24 protein-coding genes and 1 pseudogene are annotated in these 14,349 nt (G+C 48.0%); 5 read left to right on the forward strand and 20 right to left on the reverse strand.

Annotated features, from left to right (window positions below):
- Positions 1–47 precede the first annotated feature (47 nt).
- From CWE07_RS13600 to CWE07_RS13615, 4 genes are read left to right on the forward strand one after another with little or no spacing between them, the layout of a single operon-like run.
- Positions 48–755, forward strand: a complete 708-nt coding sequence (locus CWE07_RS13600) for a TVP38/TMEM64 family protein (protein WP_157983280.1) — start codon at positions 48–50, stop codon at positions 753–755.
- A 2-nt stretch (positions 756–757) separates the two neighbouring features.
- The gene (locus CWE07_RS13605; protein WP_111570484.1) at positions 758–2,092 is read left to right on the forward strand and encodes an MGDG synthase family glycosyltransferase; all 1,335 of its coding nucleotides are present in this window, start codon (positions 758–760) and stop codon (positions 2,090–2,092) included.
- 15 nt (positions 2,093–2,107) lie between these two features.
- A complete protein-coding gene (locus CWE07_RS13610; protein WP_111570485.1) occupies positions 2,108–2,698 on the forward strand; it encodes a YkoP family protein in 591 nt (196 codons plus the stop codon).
- Positions 2,676–3,323: a polysaccharide deacetylase family protein gene (locus tag CWE07_RS13615; protein ID WP_111570486.1), complete on the forward strand. Its 648-nt coding sequence runs from the start codon at positions 2,676–2,678 to the stop codon at positions 3,321–3,323. Before CWE07_RS13610 ends, CWE07_RS13615 begins: the two co-directional genes overlap by 23 nt.
- Here the strand turns inward: CWE07_RS13615 and CWE07_RS13620 are convergent.
- From CWE07_RS13620 to CWE07_RS13635, 4 genes are read right to left on the reverse strand one after another with little or no spacing between them, the layout of a single operon-like run.
- Positions 3,320–4,114 carry an amidohydrolase family protein gene (locus CWE07_RS13620; RefSeq protein WP_111570487.1) on the reverse strand — a complete coding sequence of 265 codons (795 nt, stop codon included), beginning with the start codon at positions 4,112–4,114 and terminating at the stop codon, positions 3,320–3,322. The two genes, CWE07_RS13615 and CWE07_RS13620, sit on opposite strands and share 4 nt — an antisense overlap.
- Before the next feature lie 19 nt (positions 4,115–4,133).
- Positions 4,134–4,934, reverse strand: coding sequence for a class D beta-lactamase (gene blaOXA, locus CWE07_RS13625; RefSeq protein WP_111570488.1), 801 nt, complete (start codon positions 4,932–4,934; stop codon positions 4,134–4,136).
- Entirely contained in the window at positions 4,931–5,746 is an 816-nt protein-coding gene (gene map / locus CWE07_RS13630) for a type I methionyl aminopeptidase (RefSeq protein ID WP_275541020.1), read from the reverse strand. Before map ends, blaOXA begins: the two co-directional genes overlap by 4 nt.
- 1 nt (position 5,747) lies before the next feature.
- Positions 5,748–5,954, reverse strand: a complete 207-nt coding sequence (locus CWE07_RS13635) for a ParD-like family protein (protein ID WP_111570489.1) — start codon at positions 5,952–5,954, stop codon at positions 5,748–5,750.
- A gap of 213 nt (positions 5,955–6,167) precedes the next feature.
- Here CWE07_RS13635 and CWE07_RS13640 point away from each other — a divergent pair, with 213 nt between their 5' ends.
- Entirely contained in the window at positions 6,168–6,380 is a 213-nt protein-coding gene (locus tag CWE07_RS13640) for a coiled-coil domain-containing protein (RefSeq protein ID WP_111570490.1), read from the forward strand.
- 136 nt (positions 6,381–6,516) lie between these two features.
- On the opposite strand, the pseudogene CWE07_RS13645 reads toward CWE07_RS13640, so the two are convergent.
- The 16 genes and pseudogenes from CWE07_RS13645 to CWE07_RS13720 form a co-directional block, all read right to left on the reverse strand.
- Positions 6,517–6,873: pseudogene (locus tag CWE07_RS13645) on the reverse strand (LbetaH domain-containing protein); the annotation flags it as partial.
- A gap of 63 nt (positions 6,874–6,936) precedes the next feature.
- Positions 6,937–7,377, reverse strand: coding sequence for a GFA family protein (locus tag CWE07_RS13650; RefSeq protein ID WP_111570491.1), 441 nt, complete (start codon positions 7,375–7,377; stop codon positions 6,937–6,939).
- Between the two features lie 100 nt (positions 7,378–7,477).
- Complete coding sequence (locus CWE07_RS13655) at positions 7,478–7,699, reverse strand: VF530 family protein (RefSeq protein ID WP_111570492.1); 222 nt, start codon at positions 7,697–7,699, stop codon at positions 7,478–7,480.
- 66 nt (positions 7,700–7,765) lie between these two features.
- Entirely contained in the window at positions 7,766–8,068 is a 303-nt protein-coding gene (locus tag CWE07_RS13660; RefSeq protein WP_111570493.1) for a type II toxin-antitoxin system RelE/ParE family toxin, read from the reverse strand.
- Positions 8,056–8,313 (reverse strand): type II toxin-antitoxin system Phd/YefM family antitoxin, encoded by a 258-nt coding sequence (locus CWE07_RS13665; RefSeq protein ID WP_111570494.1) that lies wholly within the window; start codon positions 8,311–8,313, stop codon positions 8,056–8,058. The genes CWE07_RS13660 and CWE07_RS13665 overlap by 13 nt, the downstream gene beginning before the upstream one ends.
- 84 nt (positions 8,314–8,397) lie before the next feature.
- Positions 8,398–8,937 (reverse strand): hypothetical protein, encoded by a 540-nt coding sequence (locus tag CWE07_RS13670; RefSeq protein ID WP_111570495.1) that lies wholly within the window; start codon positions 8,935–8,937, stop codon positions 8,398–8,400.
- 100 nt (positions 8,938–9,037) lie between these two features.
- On the reverse strand, positions 9,038–9,334 hold the full coding sequence (locus CWE07_RS13675; RefSeq protein ID WP_111570496.1) for a HigA family addiction module antitoxin: 297 nt from the start codon (positions 9,332–9,334) through the stop codon (positions 9,038–9,040).
- Positions 9,334–9,612 (reverse strand): type II toxin-antitoxin system RelE/ParE family toxin, encoded by a 279-nt coding sequence (locus CWE07_RS13680; RefSeq protein ID WP_111570497.1) that lies wholly within the window; start codon positions 9,610–9,612, stop codon positions 9,334–9,336. The genes CWE07_RS13675 and CWE07_RS13680 overlap by 1 nt, the downstream gene beginning before the upstream one ends.
- A gap of 66 nt (positions 9,613–9,678) precedes the next feature.
- Positions 9,679–9,924 carry a hypothetical protein gene (locus CWE07_RS13685; RefSeq protein ID WP_111570498.1) on the reverse strand — a complete coding sequence of 82 codons (246 nt, stop codon included), beginning with the start codon at positions 9,922–9,924 and terminating at the stop codon, positions 9,679–9,681.
- 47 nt (positions 9,925–9,971) lie between these two features.
- The gene (locus tag CWE07_RS13690; RefSeq protein WP_111570499.1) at positions 9,972–10,394 is read right to left on the reverse strand and encodes a VOC family protein; all 423 of its coding nucleotides are present in this window, start codon (positions 10,392–10,394) and stop codon (positions 9,972–9,974) included.
- Between the two features lie 765 nt (positions 10,395–11,159).
- Positions 11,160–11,549 (reverse strand): YcxB family protein, encoded by a 390-nt coding sequence (locus CWE07_RS13695; protein WP_111570501.1) that lies wholly within the window; start codon positions 11,547–11,549, stop codon positions 11,160–11,162.
- 59 nt (positions 11,550–11,608) lie between these two features.
- The gene (locus tag CWE07_RS13700; protein WP_111570502.1) at positions 11,609–12,187 is read right to left on the reverse strand and encodes an HD domain-containing protein; all 579 of its coding nucleotides are present in this window, start codon (positions 12,185–12,187) and stop codon (positions 11,609–11,611) included.
- A gap of 159 nt (positions 12,188–12,346) precedes the next feature.
- A complete protein-coding gene (locus CWE07_RS13705; RefSeq protein ID WP_111570503.1) occupies positions 12,347–12,754 on the reverse strand; it encodes a GFA family protein in 408 nt (135 codons plus the stop codon).
- Between the two features lie 54 nt (positions 12,755–12,808).
- The gene (locus tag CWE07_RS13710) at positions 12,809–13,105 is read right to left on the reverse strand and encodes a hypothetical protein (RefSeq protein WP_111570504.1); all 297 of its coding nucleotides are present in this window, start codon (positions 13,103–13,105) and stop codon (positions 12,809–12,811) included.
- A 12-nt stretch (positions 13,106–13,117) separates the two neighbouring features.
- Complete coding sequence (locus tag CWE07_RS13715; RefSeq protein WP_111570505.1) at positions 13,118–13,687, reverse strand: hypothetical protein; 570 nt, start codon at positions 13,685–13,687, stop codon at positions 13,118–13,120.
- Between the two features lie 151 nt (positions 13,688–13,838).
- On the reverse strand, positions 13,839–14,321 hold the full coding sequence (locus CWE07_RS13720; protein ID WP_111570506.1) for a hypothetical protein: 483 nt from the start codon (positions 14,319–14,321) through the stop codon (positions 13,839–13,841).
- Positions 14,322–14,349: the final 28 nt, after the last annotated feature.

Here is a 14,349-nt window from a genome sequence, read left to right on the forward strand (position 1 = left end):
TCGTTTGCGCTACAACGCTGATACATACATCATATGCGAAAGATCATATGCAAAAGACATCGTCACGTAAGTCCCGAACATTGCCTTCCAGCTTAGTGCGCTGGCAATTGGCCGCCGTATTGATGATATGTGGCATTGCGGTCGCGCTGACATTCGCTGTGCCGGCTGAGCAATGGCAGTCCTTGCTGCAAAATTTGCTCGATAATCAAGGCTGGAAAACCAGCTTGCTCCTGTTTGGGCTGTACATCGTAGCAGTCATATTCATGTTGCCGCTCTCTCCTTTTGCGCTTACCGCAGGCCTTTTTCTGGGCTTCTGGTTAGGCACTCTGATTTCCCTCGTTGCCATCAATTTAGGGGCTTTACTTAGCTTCGCCATTAGCCGGCGTTATCTTCACAGCGACTACTTCAAGCAGTCCTTCTCGTCCAAATCAATGCGCCTGCTGACCAGTAACGACATCAAAATCATTAGCTTATTGCGCTTAAACCCGATCGTGCCATTTAGTTTCCACAATTACCTATATGGCGCAGCACGAACCAAATTGCGACCTTATCTGTGGGGCACGTTGATAGGCAGCGCCCCTTTTACTCTGCTTCTCGTGTATTTCGGTGTCACCGGGCGCGCTATATACAGCGCCGGTGCATCCATCGACGGTTGGCATTACACCATGCTTGGCATCGGCGTAGTGCTTTCAGTGGCTCTGCTAGCACTGACCCAATACGCCAAATCATCGCCCCATTTAGCCAATAAGGAATAGTCATGAAAGTATTATTTCTCACGTCTCAGCTAGGTTTTGGTCATGTGCGCGCAGCCAATGCGATAGAGCAAGCATTACAAGATAAATTCCCGGCGGTAGATTGTGAGTACCTGGACTTATGGTCACTTATGGATGAACGCGTGGCCGCTGCAGTCAAAGGCGGTTACCTGCGAATGACCCAAGACTATCCTGATTACTACCAAAAGCTATATGACCTGGATAAAGAGTTTTGGCAACAACTCAGCGGCGACGCGCCGTTGGACGATGGCATCAAAGCATTCCTCGCAGAGCAACAAGCGCATTGGTTTCCGCGCCAAGCTGGCTGGCTGCCTATTGGTCAGCATAATCTCGACACTGCTTTAGCGAACAGTTATGTGCGCCTTTTAGTGAACAAAGATAAGAAAAGTAATCACCCGATTGTATTGCGCAGCTTGCTGCTACTGATGCGTACAGTGATGTTGCGGCGCATGAAAGAACAAATTGAAGCGGCGGCGCCCGACGTTATCGTTGCAACCCAAATGTACCCAGCGGCACTGTTTTCACAACTGAAGCTAAAGCCACCCTTTGATAACATTCCTACTTTAGGCATTCTGACCGATTATGGTCTGCAAAAGGTGTGGGTAAGGCCGACCACCGACGGCTACTGCGTGTCGTCCAAAGCAGTCGCCGACCAGCTGTTAGCCTGGGGTGTTCCGGCAAATCATATTTATGAGACCGGCATTCCACTCGATCGTCAATTCGATAACCCACCAACCCAGCAGCAAGCAAGAGCGGCACTCAACATTAATGCACACAAACCGACGGTGCTAGTCACCGGCGGCCAATATGGTATCGGTTTAGTCCCCACCGTTGAACACGTATGCAAAGTGGGAAAAGACTTACAAATACTAGTCACCGCAGGCAATGCCGAACAAGACCACGCCAGCTTGCAGGCATTACAACACGCGTACCCCGACCAAATTATCCTGTTTAACTGGGTCGACGATATGGCCCAACTGATTGCTGCATCTGACGTTGTGGTCGGCAAACCAGGCGGTTTATCCGTCAGCGAGGCTTTGGCGTGTGGGCGCCCCTTCTTCGCCACGTGCTCCTTGGGCGGCCAGGAAGAGCACAATGTTCAGTTTCTGCAAAATGAGCACATCGGCGCAAAATTCCCCCCAGCACAGCTAACTGCCTATTTAAAGCACTTGTTTGCTACGCCTGAGGAACTCGCTGCGCTGCAACAACGCGCCTATCAAGCCGGGCACCGCAGAGCAGCAGAGCAGATCGCGCGTCAAGTCATGTCGCATTTACCGGCGCATTTTAGCCCCATCGTAGAACCCAAAATCGCCCATTAATGGATGGATAAGAGCATGCTAAAAACACCCGCATGGCGACTTTTAAACAGCAGTTACCTGCAGTATGACCGCGCTTATCGACGCTGGCATAAATTAGAGGCGGTAGACGAATTCTTGTTGGTGAAAAAGCAGCGCTACCATGGCGCGCCACAAGTATTTCGCGATGGCACTGAGCTCCAGTCAGGTGATACCGTGTTAGCCTTGCACTTTAATAATGAATATATGGCCACGTTGTATCAGAACCATGAAAACGCCTCGTCCAGGCGCGTGGTTTGGTCATTTGGGAAGGCTCTGATAGCCGCCATGCAACAGCTACATGAAGATTTAGCCACCAAGTATGCTACGGACAATATTAAAGCGATTACCGGCGTGACCTGGTTCAAAACTCATGGTGATATTGTCGGTTTTGAAAGTGAACCCTTGCCAGCGGGTTGGCGGCGTGACCTGTTACATTGGCAATTCAGGCTTTTGCTATTGGCTTTATTCCCACAGCTCAAGGCGCATCGCAATTCTGAGCTCATGCCGCACCAATTCTGGCTGACGCCGAGTCAGTTAAGCGAGACAGTTAAAGGAGAACGCTCGCATGTGGCCAAACGGTTTACTTAACATTATCAGCCGTGGGCAGCGCTCAGAGCCATACGCCTACTTGACCTTCGACGATGGCCCCGACCCTGAGTTCACACCGGCTGTGTTAGACCTATTAGCCAAGCACCACATCCAGGCGAGCTTTTTCGTGTTGGGAGAAGCCTGTGTTGCACACCCCGCGTTAGTTCGACGTATCGCCGACGCGGGTCACGATATTGGTATTCATAGCTATTCCCATGCGCATCCTTGGCGCTTATCTCAAGCAGACGTGCGAGAAGAAATTCGACGCTGCTATCACACCCTAGCCGACACCACAGGTAACGCGACCCAGTTATTTCGCCCCGCCTATGGTCGCATTCGGCCTGCTGCATTAGCACAAGCCAAAGCCTTAGGGATGCATACCGTACTATGGAACCGAAGTGTCATTGATTGGGGGCGATGGGGCACCGTTGAGGCCATCCAGCGTCGACTGACCGCGACAAAACCCGGCGACATTGTACTGATGCATGACGCGAGGCCAGAAGCCAACCGCCCGGCAGCCTCTTTCACTGCACTGCAAAACTTTTTAACCAGCGAACGCGCAGCCCACTGTCAATTTCAGGGGCTTAGCTGTCTAATCGCAAAGCACCCAGCAGCTAAACGCTAAGTGAAAAGCTTCATTTCAATGACGCGAATCAACGAGCGCAGGAACGTTATCGTGTTAGAGCCCCGCGCTGAAGCTTTTAACTCGTCCAATGCATGCTGGTCTAACCACACCCCGTTGATCATCACACCCGCCGGGAATTCCAACACGCTGATATCGTTGAGTGGGTCACTCGGCACTAGAATCAAGTTGGCGCGATAGCCAGCACGGTGCTGCTTGCGCACCACAGCGCGCGCTTCGTCAGCTGTCGTGACTGTGGTTTGCAGCACCAGCTCATTGGGCCCTGAACTATTGATAATTGGGCCAGTGGTGATTAAGTCAGGTGCTATTAGTTGCTGCTGTGCGATACGTTCAATGAGACGTAAATGAAACGGGTAGCCCGACATATTGCGCAACCCCGTGACGCCATGGGCAAGGTACGCAGCGAGCTCTGTTTCGTCATTGAGGTGAACATGCGCATCGATCAACCCAGGCATTAAGGTCTGGCCGCGGCCATCCACCAGCAGCGTGCCTCTGGGCGCTGGCACCGAACCCGCGACACCTATTTCGGCAATTTGATTGCCAATCACTAGTACCGCTTGCAGTTCAGAAGGGGTTGCGGGCGCTGGCAGCGCTTGCGAATCATGCGCCATCGACAGCACCCGCACATTGTCAAATAGCACCGCATTTGGTTTAAACGCCTGCTGCTGCAACGCACTGGGCGGCCGCAGAATCAGCATCCATAAGCTTGCCAGCACCGCAATGCTGATAACAAGCGCAATCGCCGCTACTTTGATGGCTTTACTTCGCGGCATATGTATAAACCTCTTATGGTTAGCGGGCAGGCAACGCATCGAGGGACGCTAAAATAGCCCGCGCGATTTGCTCTCGTTTGGCTAAATCGTCCATCCGGTTGGGGGTGTCGATGTTGAGGGCAAAGAATACTGGCCCCGTTGGCCATTCGACCCAACCAACCCACCAGCCAATACTGCCGCCCCAGCCCGTTTTAGCGCGTAAAATCCATTCACGATCAGCCTCAACCACCATAACGTCTTTCACCAAACGCTGATGCTCAACCGCATACGGCAAAGCATTGCGGTATAGGCGCTGCAAAAAGGCCACTTGCTCATGGGCGGATATTGCCAGATTTCCGTCTACCCAATACGCGCCGAGCTCAGTGTCTGCGTTGCTACTTGCATCGGCATTCCCGTAATCAAGTTGCCGCAAATACTGCTGCGAGCGTGCCAGCCCGAGTGCGTTCGCAAAGCCCTCGTACACCCAAACCGCAGACACCCGCATCGCCGAGCGCAAATCTTGGTCAGCATTATGCCCCGCGAAACTATGTTCAGTGCCGTCCCATACAAATACCTGAAACTCGTCGTCCACCAAACCGGCATCTAACGCAAACAAGGTATGTGGAATCTTAAATGTCGACGCTGGCGTCAATCGTTGCTGCGCCCGCTGCGGGTTATGCACCAAAGTGGTATCTGCTTGGTTTCGCGCATCGAGCACCACCATAGTGCCCTGAGCGTCGAATCGGCTAAACACCTCGGCCCAATCAGGTTGAGTTTGCATCTCCATGGCGGACGATGACCCTAGGCCAAGCCAGACAAATACCCATGCCGCGTAGCTCATAGACTACCTTCCGCGAGCGCCGTCGCCGGAACTTGCTCATCGGCACGCAAGGTCAACACCTCAAAGCCATCCTCCGTCACTGCCACCGTGTGCTCCCATTGCGCAGAAAGCTTTTTGTCACTGGTGACTATGGTCCAGCCATCCTTTTTCTGCTTAATCTTGGCTTTGCCTTGGTTGATCATAGGCTCAATGGTAAACACCATGCCCGCTTCCAACACTAGCCCCTTACCGGCAGCGCCGTAATGCAGCACCTCGGGCGCTTCGTGCATCTCGCGGCCAATCCCATGCCCGCAAAATTCACGCACCACCGAATAGCCATGGGCTTGTGCATAGGTTTGAATGCGATGCCCAATATCACCCAGAGTCGCGCCTGGTTTAACGCATTGAATGCCTTGCCACATGGCTGCGTAGGTAGTTTCCACCAAACGTTTGGCAAGGGGTGACACATCACCCAACATATACATTTTGCTCGAATCTGCGATAAAGCCGTTTTTCTCCAGCGTAATGTCGAGGTTAATAATGTCGCCCGATCTTAGCTTTTGGCTTGGCGAGGGCACCCCGTGGCACACGACATGATTCACCGAGCTGTTCAACACATACTGATAGCCATACTGGCCTTTGCTAGCAGGTCGGGCTTGCAGGGTTTGCGTGATATACGTATCCACCAAATCATTGATTTCCATGGTTGATATACCCACTTTGACAACCCCATCGAGGTAATCAAATACTTGCGCCAGCAACTGCCCTGCTTGGCGCATCAGCGCCACCTCTTGTGGGGTTTTGATCAGTACGTTGTTATTGTCTTGTTCCAAGTTAGCCACCCGCCACTTTTCTTATATCCACCGCGGCCTGCTGCATCTGGTCACGAATAATCTCGGCGAAAGGCATGTCTGGGTTCGCCTCTGCCAACATGCCAATTTTTATCCAATATTCAGCCTGTGCGTTAATTGATCGCACCATTACAGAGCTCGCCTTACGAATTTCTTCGTGAAGTTCGTCGTCAATTTTTACAATGCCCATGAGTAACCTAATCGCTTATGATTTATATATGAATCATATACAGATCGCATAACTGGTGCAAGTAGCCCATAGCCCTAAGGGTGGAGGGTCTATTCGAGACGAAAAAAATGACATAAAGGCTTACAAAAATCCGCTGCACACAGCTAACTTTAATATTAGACTGTTGCTGTTGTGAACTATAAAACCAAACTAAGTGACACCGAGGAAGATGCCATGGGACCATTTGAAATTGCTGCAATTGCTATCATTGGCGGCTTAGCGTATTCAGCGTACGAAACGCACATGAAAACCAAGAGCAAAGCCGCGAAAGGTGATGTTGAGGCACTCAGAAATGAAATCGCCACCCTGAAAGAGCGCGTCAGTACACTAGAAACTATCGTCACCGATAAGTCGTATCAGTTAAAAGAACAGTTTAAGCAGCTTTAGTGCGTGTCGCTTTGTCGAAACCATGTGCCTGAGCGGCTGGCTCAAGGCTTAAAGTTTTCGCGCTGCCAAAATTTTTGAAGTGCAGTAATATTGGACGAGCATAAATGTGGCATGGCTGCTTTTATTTGCTCCAGCGGCCAATCCAAACATCACTCCCAATCACGGTGTCGCCAGCTTTCTCAAAAGCATCGACTGACTTTGCAAAAGCCGGTTCTCCATCCATATAGAAAAACGGGAAGGATGACACCCAATCATAGCGGTGACCTTGATTGCCAGCCATGATAAAAGCGGCGCCTGATCCGATAGAACAGAAACTGCCAATAATCAGCTTATCAACATCATCCCTGTCAGGAAGGAGGTAGCGCGCATAATCATCAAATGAGTGCCCATGATAATATCCAGAGTAATAACTATAGCGCCCCACGACGATATTAGGGTTTGTAATCTGTTCGCTGAGCCCTTTGCCTTTAAATGGGCTTTCAAAAAAATTCATAGAACATCACTTCATAACCTGTACAACATAAGGAACATGTCGAGATAGCAGTTAACTTAGCTTTTAGGAAACCCTGCGCTGCAACGCTTGGTTCAGAGCCTCTAAACTATCGGGCCCAGCCTGTAACCGAAGGCAATTATCCGACTCAACTTCCCAAGAGGCCGAGGAACCTAAGTGAAGATGAACAGCAACCTTTGATGTAAGCGCGCCGTGGAGTAAGCCCGCGGGGACCCACATGATGGCTGACCCTCTTAGCTGATTTGGAACTGGGCTGCCACAGGTACCGCAAAAGTCGCTGCGATACCCAGTGGGCTTTTGAAACGAGCGGATGGCTGACTGACCGGAAATCCAACGAAACTCAGCTGAGTTCACAAAAGTAGCGGCATTTGCCGTCGAACCAGTCGCCTTGCGACATAAAGAGCAATGGCACTGGTAGAGGTCCGGCAACTCTCCGTCAACTTCAAACTTCACCTCAGCGCAGAGGCACTCACCTTTTACTACCATTGCACAAAACTCCTTATTTTTTAAGGCCTTACCATATAAAAATTTTTAGCAGCAAAAATAAGGCTATTCATTGATGGGCTCCTTGCCTATCGAGGCCTCACTACACGTGGGTGAATGTACTGATATACAAAGCCTCAACTTTCTCGCGAGCCCAAGGGGTTTTGCGTAAGAACTTTAGGGACGATTTAATAGACGGGTCGTTGGCAAAGCAATTGACTTTGACTCGTTGGTGCAAGCCTTGCCAACCGTAATGCTCGACCAACTGGGTCAGTATTTTTTCTAACGTCAGGCCGTGCAGCGGGTTGTTCTGTTGTGTGTTCATGGATGTATTCTCGGTTATGGTTTGCGGCTAGAGGTCTCATTGCAATACATCAACAGGACACTTTTATTAGCTCTTCTCCAGCATAAAAGTACGCAGCTGACGCTCCTCGCGCATGACGTAGAGGATAAAAGCCCGATTATCATCTTCACGATAAAAAGTGCGGCATGGAGGAACCACTAATTCTCGATATATTGATTCTGCAAGCTCCGCGGGTATTTTCCCAGACTTTGGAAAACCTTCTAAACGCTCGGTCTTGTTAAATACTTCTTTAACGAAATGACTTGCTGCGACAGGGTTATCCAAAGCAATGTACTCAGCTATGGCATCCAACTCGTTGAGGGCAGGCTGCGTCCAAATTACTTCAGCCATCTACTCATTTGCTCTTTGGCTTCAGCTTGACTGCTCGTTCTTCCATCAAGCACCGCGCGCTCTCCGCGAGAAAGCCCTTCAAGTAACTCAAGCCTGCGCTGCATAAACTCATAATCCTGCACATCAACAAGGTATGCCGACGGCTGTCCATGCTCAGTAATCAGTACAGGCTCTTTCGACACGTGCAGATCTGCTAGAATTTTTGTAGCTTGGCGTTTTAGATTCGTAACGAGTTCGACTTTCATAGCGTCACCATTTTTACACTTCAAGTGATACTATAGTATCACTACGCAACCAAGGCAATGTGCACCGCTAAACAATAAGTAACTCTACCCCTCATTGCGTTGGCGAGCGCGCTCTTTCGATTCAGACAACGAAGGAACTCGCCACTCAGCACGCTGCTCGTCGCTGACTGCGCCTTCTTGAACCTCATACAAATGCCATTGACCATCATCGTCGATGGTAAATTGCGTGCCATACCATTGCGGCTGCTCGAAATACATGAGTAGACGGTCCCAGGAAGCCGCCTGCATCCAGGTTGCACGGTCATAACCCAGTTGACTTGATAGGGTGGCAAAGGAGTGGGCAAGACGGATATCTTCGGCACTCTCACCATGTTGCATAATCACCGCCGCCTGAAAGTAATCAAGGCCTGTTTTTATCTCACCTCTGGCAAGCATTGCCAGCACTTCAGCGCGATTCGCCTCGTCTAAGGTATCAATTTCATCCCAGCTCATATTAGGGTCGCGTCGTGCATTTTGGTCGGCATCAAAGAGCCGTTGTAGCTCAGGGTTATCCTCGGCACTCACCGATATGGGGGCGCTTAGCAAAGCGCCAAGCATTAGGAGGGTGAATAACTTAATCGGCATTTTAAATTCCTTTTAATGATGTCGGTGTTTATACGTACTACTCTTAGCTGCAGCAGCGCAGCTGTTATTTAGCATCAAAGTGACGTGCTGATGCGACTTGCTATGCAGCTGTGAGCTCAACCTTCTGCACCTTATCTAAACTCAAATTCTTTCCAGCATGCCACAAATCGTATGCATCCTGCATTGCCAACCAACTCTCTGGGCTTCTGCCTAACGCTTTCGATAAACGAAGCGCCATTTCGGGGCTAATGCCACTTTGACACTTCAAAACACGGTTCAGAGTAGACGGTGAAACATCTAATTTCTTCGCCAAATAGCGGCAACTCAAGCCGAAAGGCTCCATATAAGTAGCCGTAATAAATTCGCCCGGATGGGCTGGATTAAACATCACAGACATCAGTGATAGTCCTCATAATCAAGCAGATACACATGGCCATCACGAAACTCAAAGGTCAATCGCCAGTTACCACTGACAGTGATCGAGCAAATGCCCTTTCGATCACCTTTTAACGGATGGAGTTTGTATCCAGGAATGTCGAGATCTGAAACTTCCATCGCAGTATTCAGCGCCGTTAATTGCAAACGCAATCTAGTCGCGTGTTTCACCTGAATACCACGGGTACTTCCTGTTTCGAAGTAAAGCCTCAGTCCCTTGTGCTTGAAAGTTCTAATCATGGAACATAGTGTAGCGCGTTACGCAACAGTGTCAAGCCACTAACCACGTCACTTATTAGCGCCTTATTAGCGATTAAACACACTTTCAAACGACTCCCCTGCGGCAATCCGCTCTATTGCTGAATCTATGGTGCCTATAATGGTTTCAGTCTGTTGTGCTGACATATCTGCACTTACAAACACTTGGGGAGTAACTTGCTGATAATTCAATATAGGAAGCAGCTCACAGGCCAAAGCATGCCGTTGAAAAGCTGCGCCAGAAAGCACCAGAGCTGAAATAATAATCAGAATTCCGATAACCAGCTTACGCACAGCTTCTCCGTGAGGGTTGGCGCCCGACTAATGGGCTTTTGTCTTTGTTACGCGCGTGTTTTCGGTGCATTGTTGAGCTGCAGTAAATCCCATTTATTTCCATACAGATCTTGGAACACCACAACGGTCCCATATGCTTCGACTCGCGGTTCTTCGTTGAATACAACACCATTTGCTTTCATCAACTGGTAATCTCGCCAGAAATCGTTAGTTTGGAGAAACAAGAAAACACGCCCCCCAGTCTGATTACCTACACATTGAGCTTGTTCTGTTGTGCTCGCTTGAGCAAGAAGCAGGTTTGTTCCATTTGAGTTTGGCGGTGACACTTGAACCCAGCGTTTGCCAGCGCCTAAGTCGGTATCTTCAATCAAGACGAACTGAAGCTTTTTTGTGTAAAAATCAATGGCATCATCATAGTTTTCAACTACAAGTGCAATATTACCAATTTGTTGCTGAACGGCTTTCGACATACTTGTTTCCCAGGCCTTCTAAAAGTCAGACTTTTTACTACTTTGGGGTTTTTCGGGAAAGGTCTTACACCCGGCACGTATGGCTTCCCGCAGTTATCTAAGGTTCCACCTAATCCATCTCTATGTGTCTAATTGCTGCCTAAGCGGCAAAACTTGTTGCAAGCACAGCTGACCGAGGGCAAGGTCTCAAATGCTCGCTCTTGAATATTCGACACACTACAGCTTGCACGCATCGTCATGAGAAATTCGCAAAGTAGGGAATGACTAAAGGTGTTTGGCTAAGTATGGGTGAATAAACCACGCTAACAATCGGTCATGCATTATTGGGACGATGAGAATCATGGTAACCGCTACCATTACGGCTATGCCACTTGTGGTCGGCCCCTCAGAACCAAGAGACCTTGAGGCGACTCCGATTCCGTAACCTCCAGAAAAACTAACGACTATGAGAAATACCACCTGCACCGCGTACCATTTGGTATAGAACCGCAGTTTCCCTTCATTATTACAGGCGTCTTTCTTAGCCGCTGCTAAAACTCGCTGCCTTTGTTTTTTATTAAGTTCCATTAGTCTAGCTGTAACGTCATTCATAGCGCATTCTCTTTTGGATTAAAGCTGGAGGATAGCGGCAACTCAAAGGTAAATTCCGGTAGCAAGCTTACGCGCGTGTTCTTGGTGCATTGTTCTATTGTGATTGTTTGCGTTAGAAGCAGGTTTTCTCCGTTCCTACCTCGCTTTTCACGCCTAACGAAAACAAGCAATTGATTAGAGTTCACTTGCTAACTTACCCCCCGCCCAGCTTTTTATAAGACTAATTTGCTCTTGCGAAAAGCATCGCTTCGGCAATGGCGCTATACCGTCAGTTGCTCCAATAAGCAGAAATGCATCTTTAATATCAACAACCCTGCCAATATTTGACCATTGCATCTGGGTACTTCCTGAGTTTGATACACGCTCAAACCCATCTGCGGTAAAAACGAATTCACAAGTACCCTCTGTAATTGATTTATACATGAAAATACAAAAGCAAATCGGATGCGAAAAAAGCTGAACGTGCCACTTTGCACTCGCAGGATGGCCCAACTCTTGTAGCATCACGGCGTCTACTATCGACTTGTATTCAGCGTAGGTATAGCGAATTTTGGTTGAAAACATTTTTGAGCCTCAGTGTCACATTCCGCGGTTGTCTGCTGCAATACGCCTAGTTAAATGCCTTACTTAAGAATGCCAGCGTTCACCGCATCCTCTAACTTATTTCGCAGAACCGACCACAGCTCTTTACTGCCTAAGGAGATTCGTTGGTTCACTGAAAACACCTTTTCCTTTGTGACACCATGTGTTTTCCAGCTGTGACCGTCACCATGAATGTTATGAAGTAAAGGCGGCACCCTATCTATAGCTTTCGCAAAGCGAGAATCCGCAGTTTCCCCGGCTTCAAATTCATGCCATAACTCTAAGAACTCGTCGGCCATGCCATCAGGTAGCATGTTTAAGAGCCGACTAGTACCTGCCGCTTCCTTGGCTTTATCTTCGTCTGTCTGCCCTGCGTAAACAATAGTGTCACCAGCATCAAATTCACCAAGATCATGAATAAGAAGCATCTTAACGACACGATTAATATCGACCTCGTCATTCGCATAGTCCTTCAGCATCAATGCTGTAAGGCATACATGCCAACTGTGTTCTGCCGAATTCTCGAATCGCTCAAGACCCACTGGCTTCGTCTTTCGATAAATGTCTTTCAGCTTTTCAATCTCGACAACGAAGTTGAGGATTTTTTCGATATCTTCCACTACCCCTCCTAGGCAGGTATTGCCCGCTTATGGGCTGGCAACGCCATAGTTAGAAAAACAAACACGGTCAAACTGCGATTCATTAAGGCTGCAAACGCTAAGTGTTTAAATACTCTCCGAGCTCCGCAGGAGCGTACTTATGAGACTTGTTACGCGCAATTATCGGAGATCTGCCGGATGATTCACGCCATCATTGGTTGGTACACTGGGTATCTTCAAAGGGTTAACCCCCTCAAGACAAGCGACATTAAAGCCATACTGATTAGGGTCAGATCTGCGCTGATGGTGGGTATAAATACCGCAGTTGCTACAAAAATAATGCTTGGCAGTTTTTGTATTAAACTGATAAAGCTTTAATGAGCTCTCACCTTTTATAATTTTTATACCAGACAGAGGAATTGAGGCAGCTATCGCTCCGCGCCTCCGGCACAGCGAACAATCACAGCGTCTTAATTCAACCAAGCCATCTGGTAAATCAAGTTCAAACACAACAGAACCACAGTGACAGCTAGCTTGGTGCTTAGACTTGATTGGAACACCATCAACTTCTTTCAAGTTTAAGGTCATATTTGGTTCCTAGTTAGCAGATTGCCACGCGGCGCGGCGCTTTGTTATACGCAATTAAATTGCCAGCTTGATCGCCCCTTTAATAACGCCGTAAGCCTTATTAAAAGCATGAACGCGCTGTGAATGAGATGCTGTAGCTTGCAAAGCTAACTGAATGCTGTCATCTATCTCTTGTATTTTTGGGGTATCAATCTGTTGCATCTTTTGAGCAATATCTGAAATCGACATGCTTTCAATAGCAATCTTCATTTGACTCACATCATCTAACTTGAAAGTTTTATCAGGTTCATCCATGTCCTCAGCGGCCTGCTTAAGCATTGAGACTTTATTCAAAAGGTCTTGCTTGTCCATGATGCACCTCCTTTAAAGCGCGCCCAATAATGTTGTTAGATCAGATTGACTCCTTTCTATTCTTGTCATTAGCTCATTGACACCGCTCAACAACGCTCTTACTGATGGTTGATTAAGAACGTCATTAACCACCATTTCGCCAGCCTTTTCTGATTGAATGTAAGCGTCTAAAGCAACATGAACTTCCTTCATTTTTGCTATAAACCCGTTTAATTCAACTGTCTTGGTTCGAATCAAAGCCAAATCGCGGTCTAATTGTTGCTTCGCTAATATGGCCTGAGCGGATCGCTCAGAAATCCTTCTAGTCAATTCTGACGCCTGCTCACTATCAAGCCCACCTTGCTGAACTAACGCCGTCATTCTAGACCTAGTGTCTTGCTCTTCGGCATCAATTCTTTGCTTCGCTTCAGTCACTAACCTTTCGGCTGTCATCATCAAAGCTTCCGACTGTATTGATACTGCTGATATGGCAGTATCAAACAATTCCATTTGCTTTACCGAAAGTTGTTTTACCTCTGGAGGCGAAGCGCAACCAGTAATCATCAGAACGATAAGAACTGCCGCCATTCTATATATTTGCATTATTAATCTCCTTAAATGAAAGTGAGACCGCTCTAGCGAATGTACGGCCCATGTGCAGGAGTGATAAGCAGCATAACAAAAGGCTGGAGTGGAGCGACTTCGCCTGCATGCTGAGTTCCAGTGAGCGCCAGCGAAAGACAACCGCTATTTGTTATGTGCCAACAAACTCACTGAGCCCCATAATGTCTTTTACATGTCGCAATAGTGACTTTAACTCTGTCTCGCGAAAAAAGCCCTGGCAGCCATGATAATAAGAAACAATTTTCTCTTGCCCTGCATACTGAAGAGAAGCATGTGTGTATACATGACCACTTAGAAGTTCAGTGCATTTAGGATCTTTCTCTTCATCATTCATCCAGCCATAGTCATCTTCAAATCTAGTAAATTGAAACTCATCTAAGGTGCTGATTAGATCTTGAAATGTACTAGGTGAGTTGTGTATTTGAAATGACTTTACCGCAGCATCTTCATTTTGCAGTATCAATACAGTGGTGCCATCAGCAAATATTGCAGCCTTGTAGTGTTCCCAAGGCTCTTCAAAGTTCATAGAGCTAATAGTAAATGAATCTTGCAGAGGTGACTTTGCTACTGCCACATTGCTAACTAAAAGTAATATCAAAATTATAAATTTCACAAAAAAATTCCTCGCAAATAACGCTTCA

It is taken from the genome of Aliidiomarina maris, assembly GCF_003987335.1.
GTDB classification, from domain to species: domain Bacteria; phylum Pseudomonadota; class Gammaproteobacteria; order Enterobacterales; family Alteromonadaceae; genus Aliidiomarina; species Aliidiomarina maris.

Bases quoted from the DNA above. Each gene is read 5' to 3' on its own strand.
- CWE07_RS13605 (WP_111570484.1), top strand. From the start codon at position 758: ATGAAAGTATTATTTCTCACGTCTCAGCTAGGTTTTGGTCATGTGCGC.
- CWE07_RS13640 (WP_111570490.1), top strand. From the start codon at position 6,168: ATGGGACCATTTGAAATTGCTGCAATTGCTATCATTGGCGGCTTAGCG.
- CWE07_RS13615 (WP_111570486.1), top strand. From the start codon at position 2,676: ATGTGGCCAAACGGTTTACTTAACATTATCAGCCGTGGGCAGCGCTCA.
- CWE07_RS13665 (WP_111570494.1), bottom strand. From the start codon at position 8,313: ATGAAAGTCGAACTCGTTACGAATCTAAAACGCCAAGCTACAAAAATT.
- CWE07_RS13715 (WP_111570505.1), bottom strand. From the start codon at position 13,687: ATGCAAATATATAGAATGGCGGCAGTTCTTATCGTTCTGATGATTACT.
- CWE07_RS13675 (WP_111570496.1), bottom strand. From the start codon at position 9,334: ATGTCTGTGATGTTTAATCCAGCCCATCCGGGCGAATTTATTACGGCT.
- CWE07_RS13680 (WP_111570497.1), bottom strand. From the start codon at position 9,612: ATGATTAGAACTTTCAAGCACAAGGGACTGAGGCTTTACTTCGAAACA.
- CWE07_RS13600 (WP_157983280.1), top strand. From the start codon at position 48: ATGCAAAAGACATCGTCACGTAAGTCCCGAACATTGCCTTCCAGCTTA.
- CWE07_RS13620 (WP_111570487.1), bottom strand. From the start codon at position 4,114: ATGCCGCGAAGTAAAGCCATCAAAGTAGCGGCGATTGCGCTTGTTATC.
- CWE07_RS13610 (WP_111570485.1), top strand. From the start codon at position 2,108: ATGCTAAAAACACCCGCATGGCGACTTTTAAACAGCAGTTACCTGCAG.
- CWE07_RS13710 (WP_111570504.1), bottom strand. From the start codon at position 13,105: ATGGACAAGCAAGACCTTTTGAATAAAGTCTCAATGCTTAAGCAGGCC.
- CWE07_RS13650 (WP_111570491.1), bottom strand. From the start codon at position 7,377: ATGGTAGTAAAAGGTGAGTGCCTCTGCGCTGAGGTGAAGTTTGAAGTT.
- CWE07_RS13635 (WP_111570489.1), bottom strand. From the start codon at position 5,954: ATGGGCATTGTAAAAATTGACGACGAACTTCACGAAGAAATTCGTAAG.
- CWE07_RS13695 (WP_111570501.1), bottom strand. From the start codon at position 11,549: ATGTTTTCAACCAAAATTCGCTATACCTACGCTGAATACAAGTCGATA.
- CWE07_RS13655 (WP_111570492.1), bottom strand. From the start codon at position 7,699: ATGAACACACAACAGAACAACCCGCTGCACGGCCTGACGTTAGAAAAA.
- CWE07_RS13705 (WP_111570503.1), bottom strand. From the start codon at position 12,754: ATGACCTTAAACTTGAAAGAAGTTGATGGTGTTCCAATCAAGTCTAAG.
- blaOXA (WP_111570488.1), bottom strand. From the start codon at position 4,934: ATGAGCTACGCGGCATGGGTATTTGTCTGGCTTGGCCTAGGGTCATCG.
- CWE07_RS13660 (WP_111570493.1), bottom strand. From the start codon at position 8,068: ATGGCTGAAGTAATTTGGACGCAGCCTGCCCTCAACGAGTTGGATGCC.
- CWE07_RS13690 (WP_111570499.1), bottom strand. From the start codon at position 10,394: ATGTCGAAAGCCGTTCAGCAACAAATTGGTAATATTGCACTTGTAGTT.
- CWE07_RS13670 (WP_111570495.1), bottom strand. From the start codon at position 8,937: ATGCCGATTAAGTTATTCACCCTCCTAATGCTTGGCGCTTTGCTAAGC.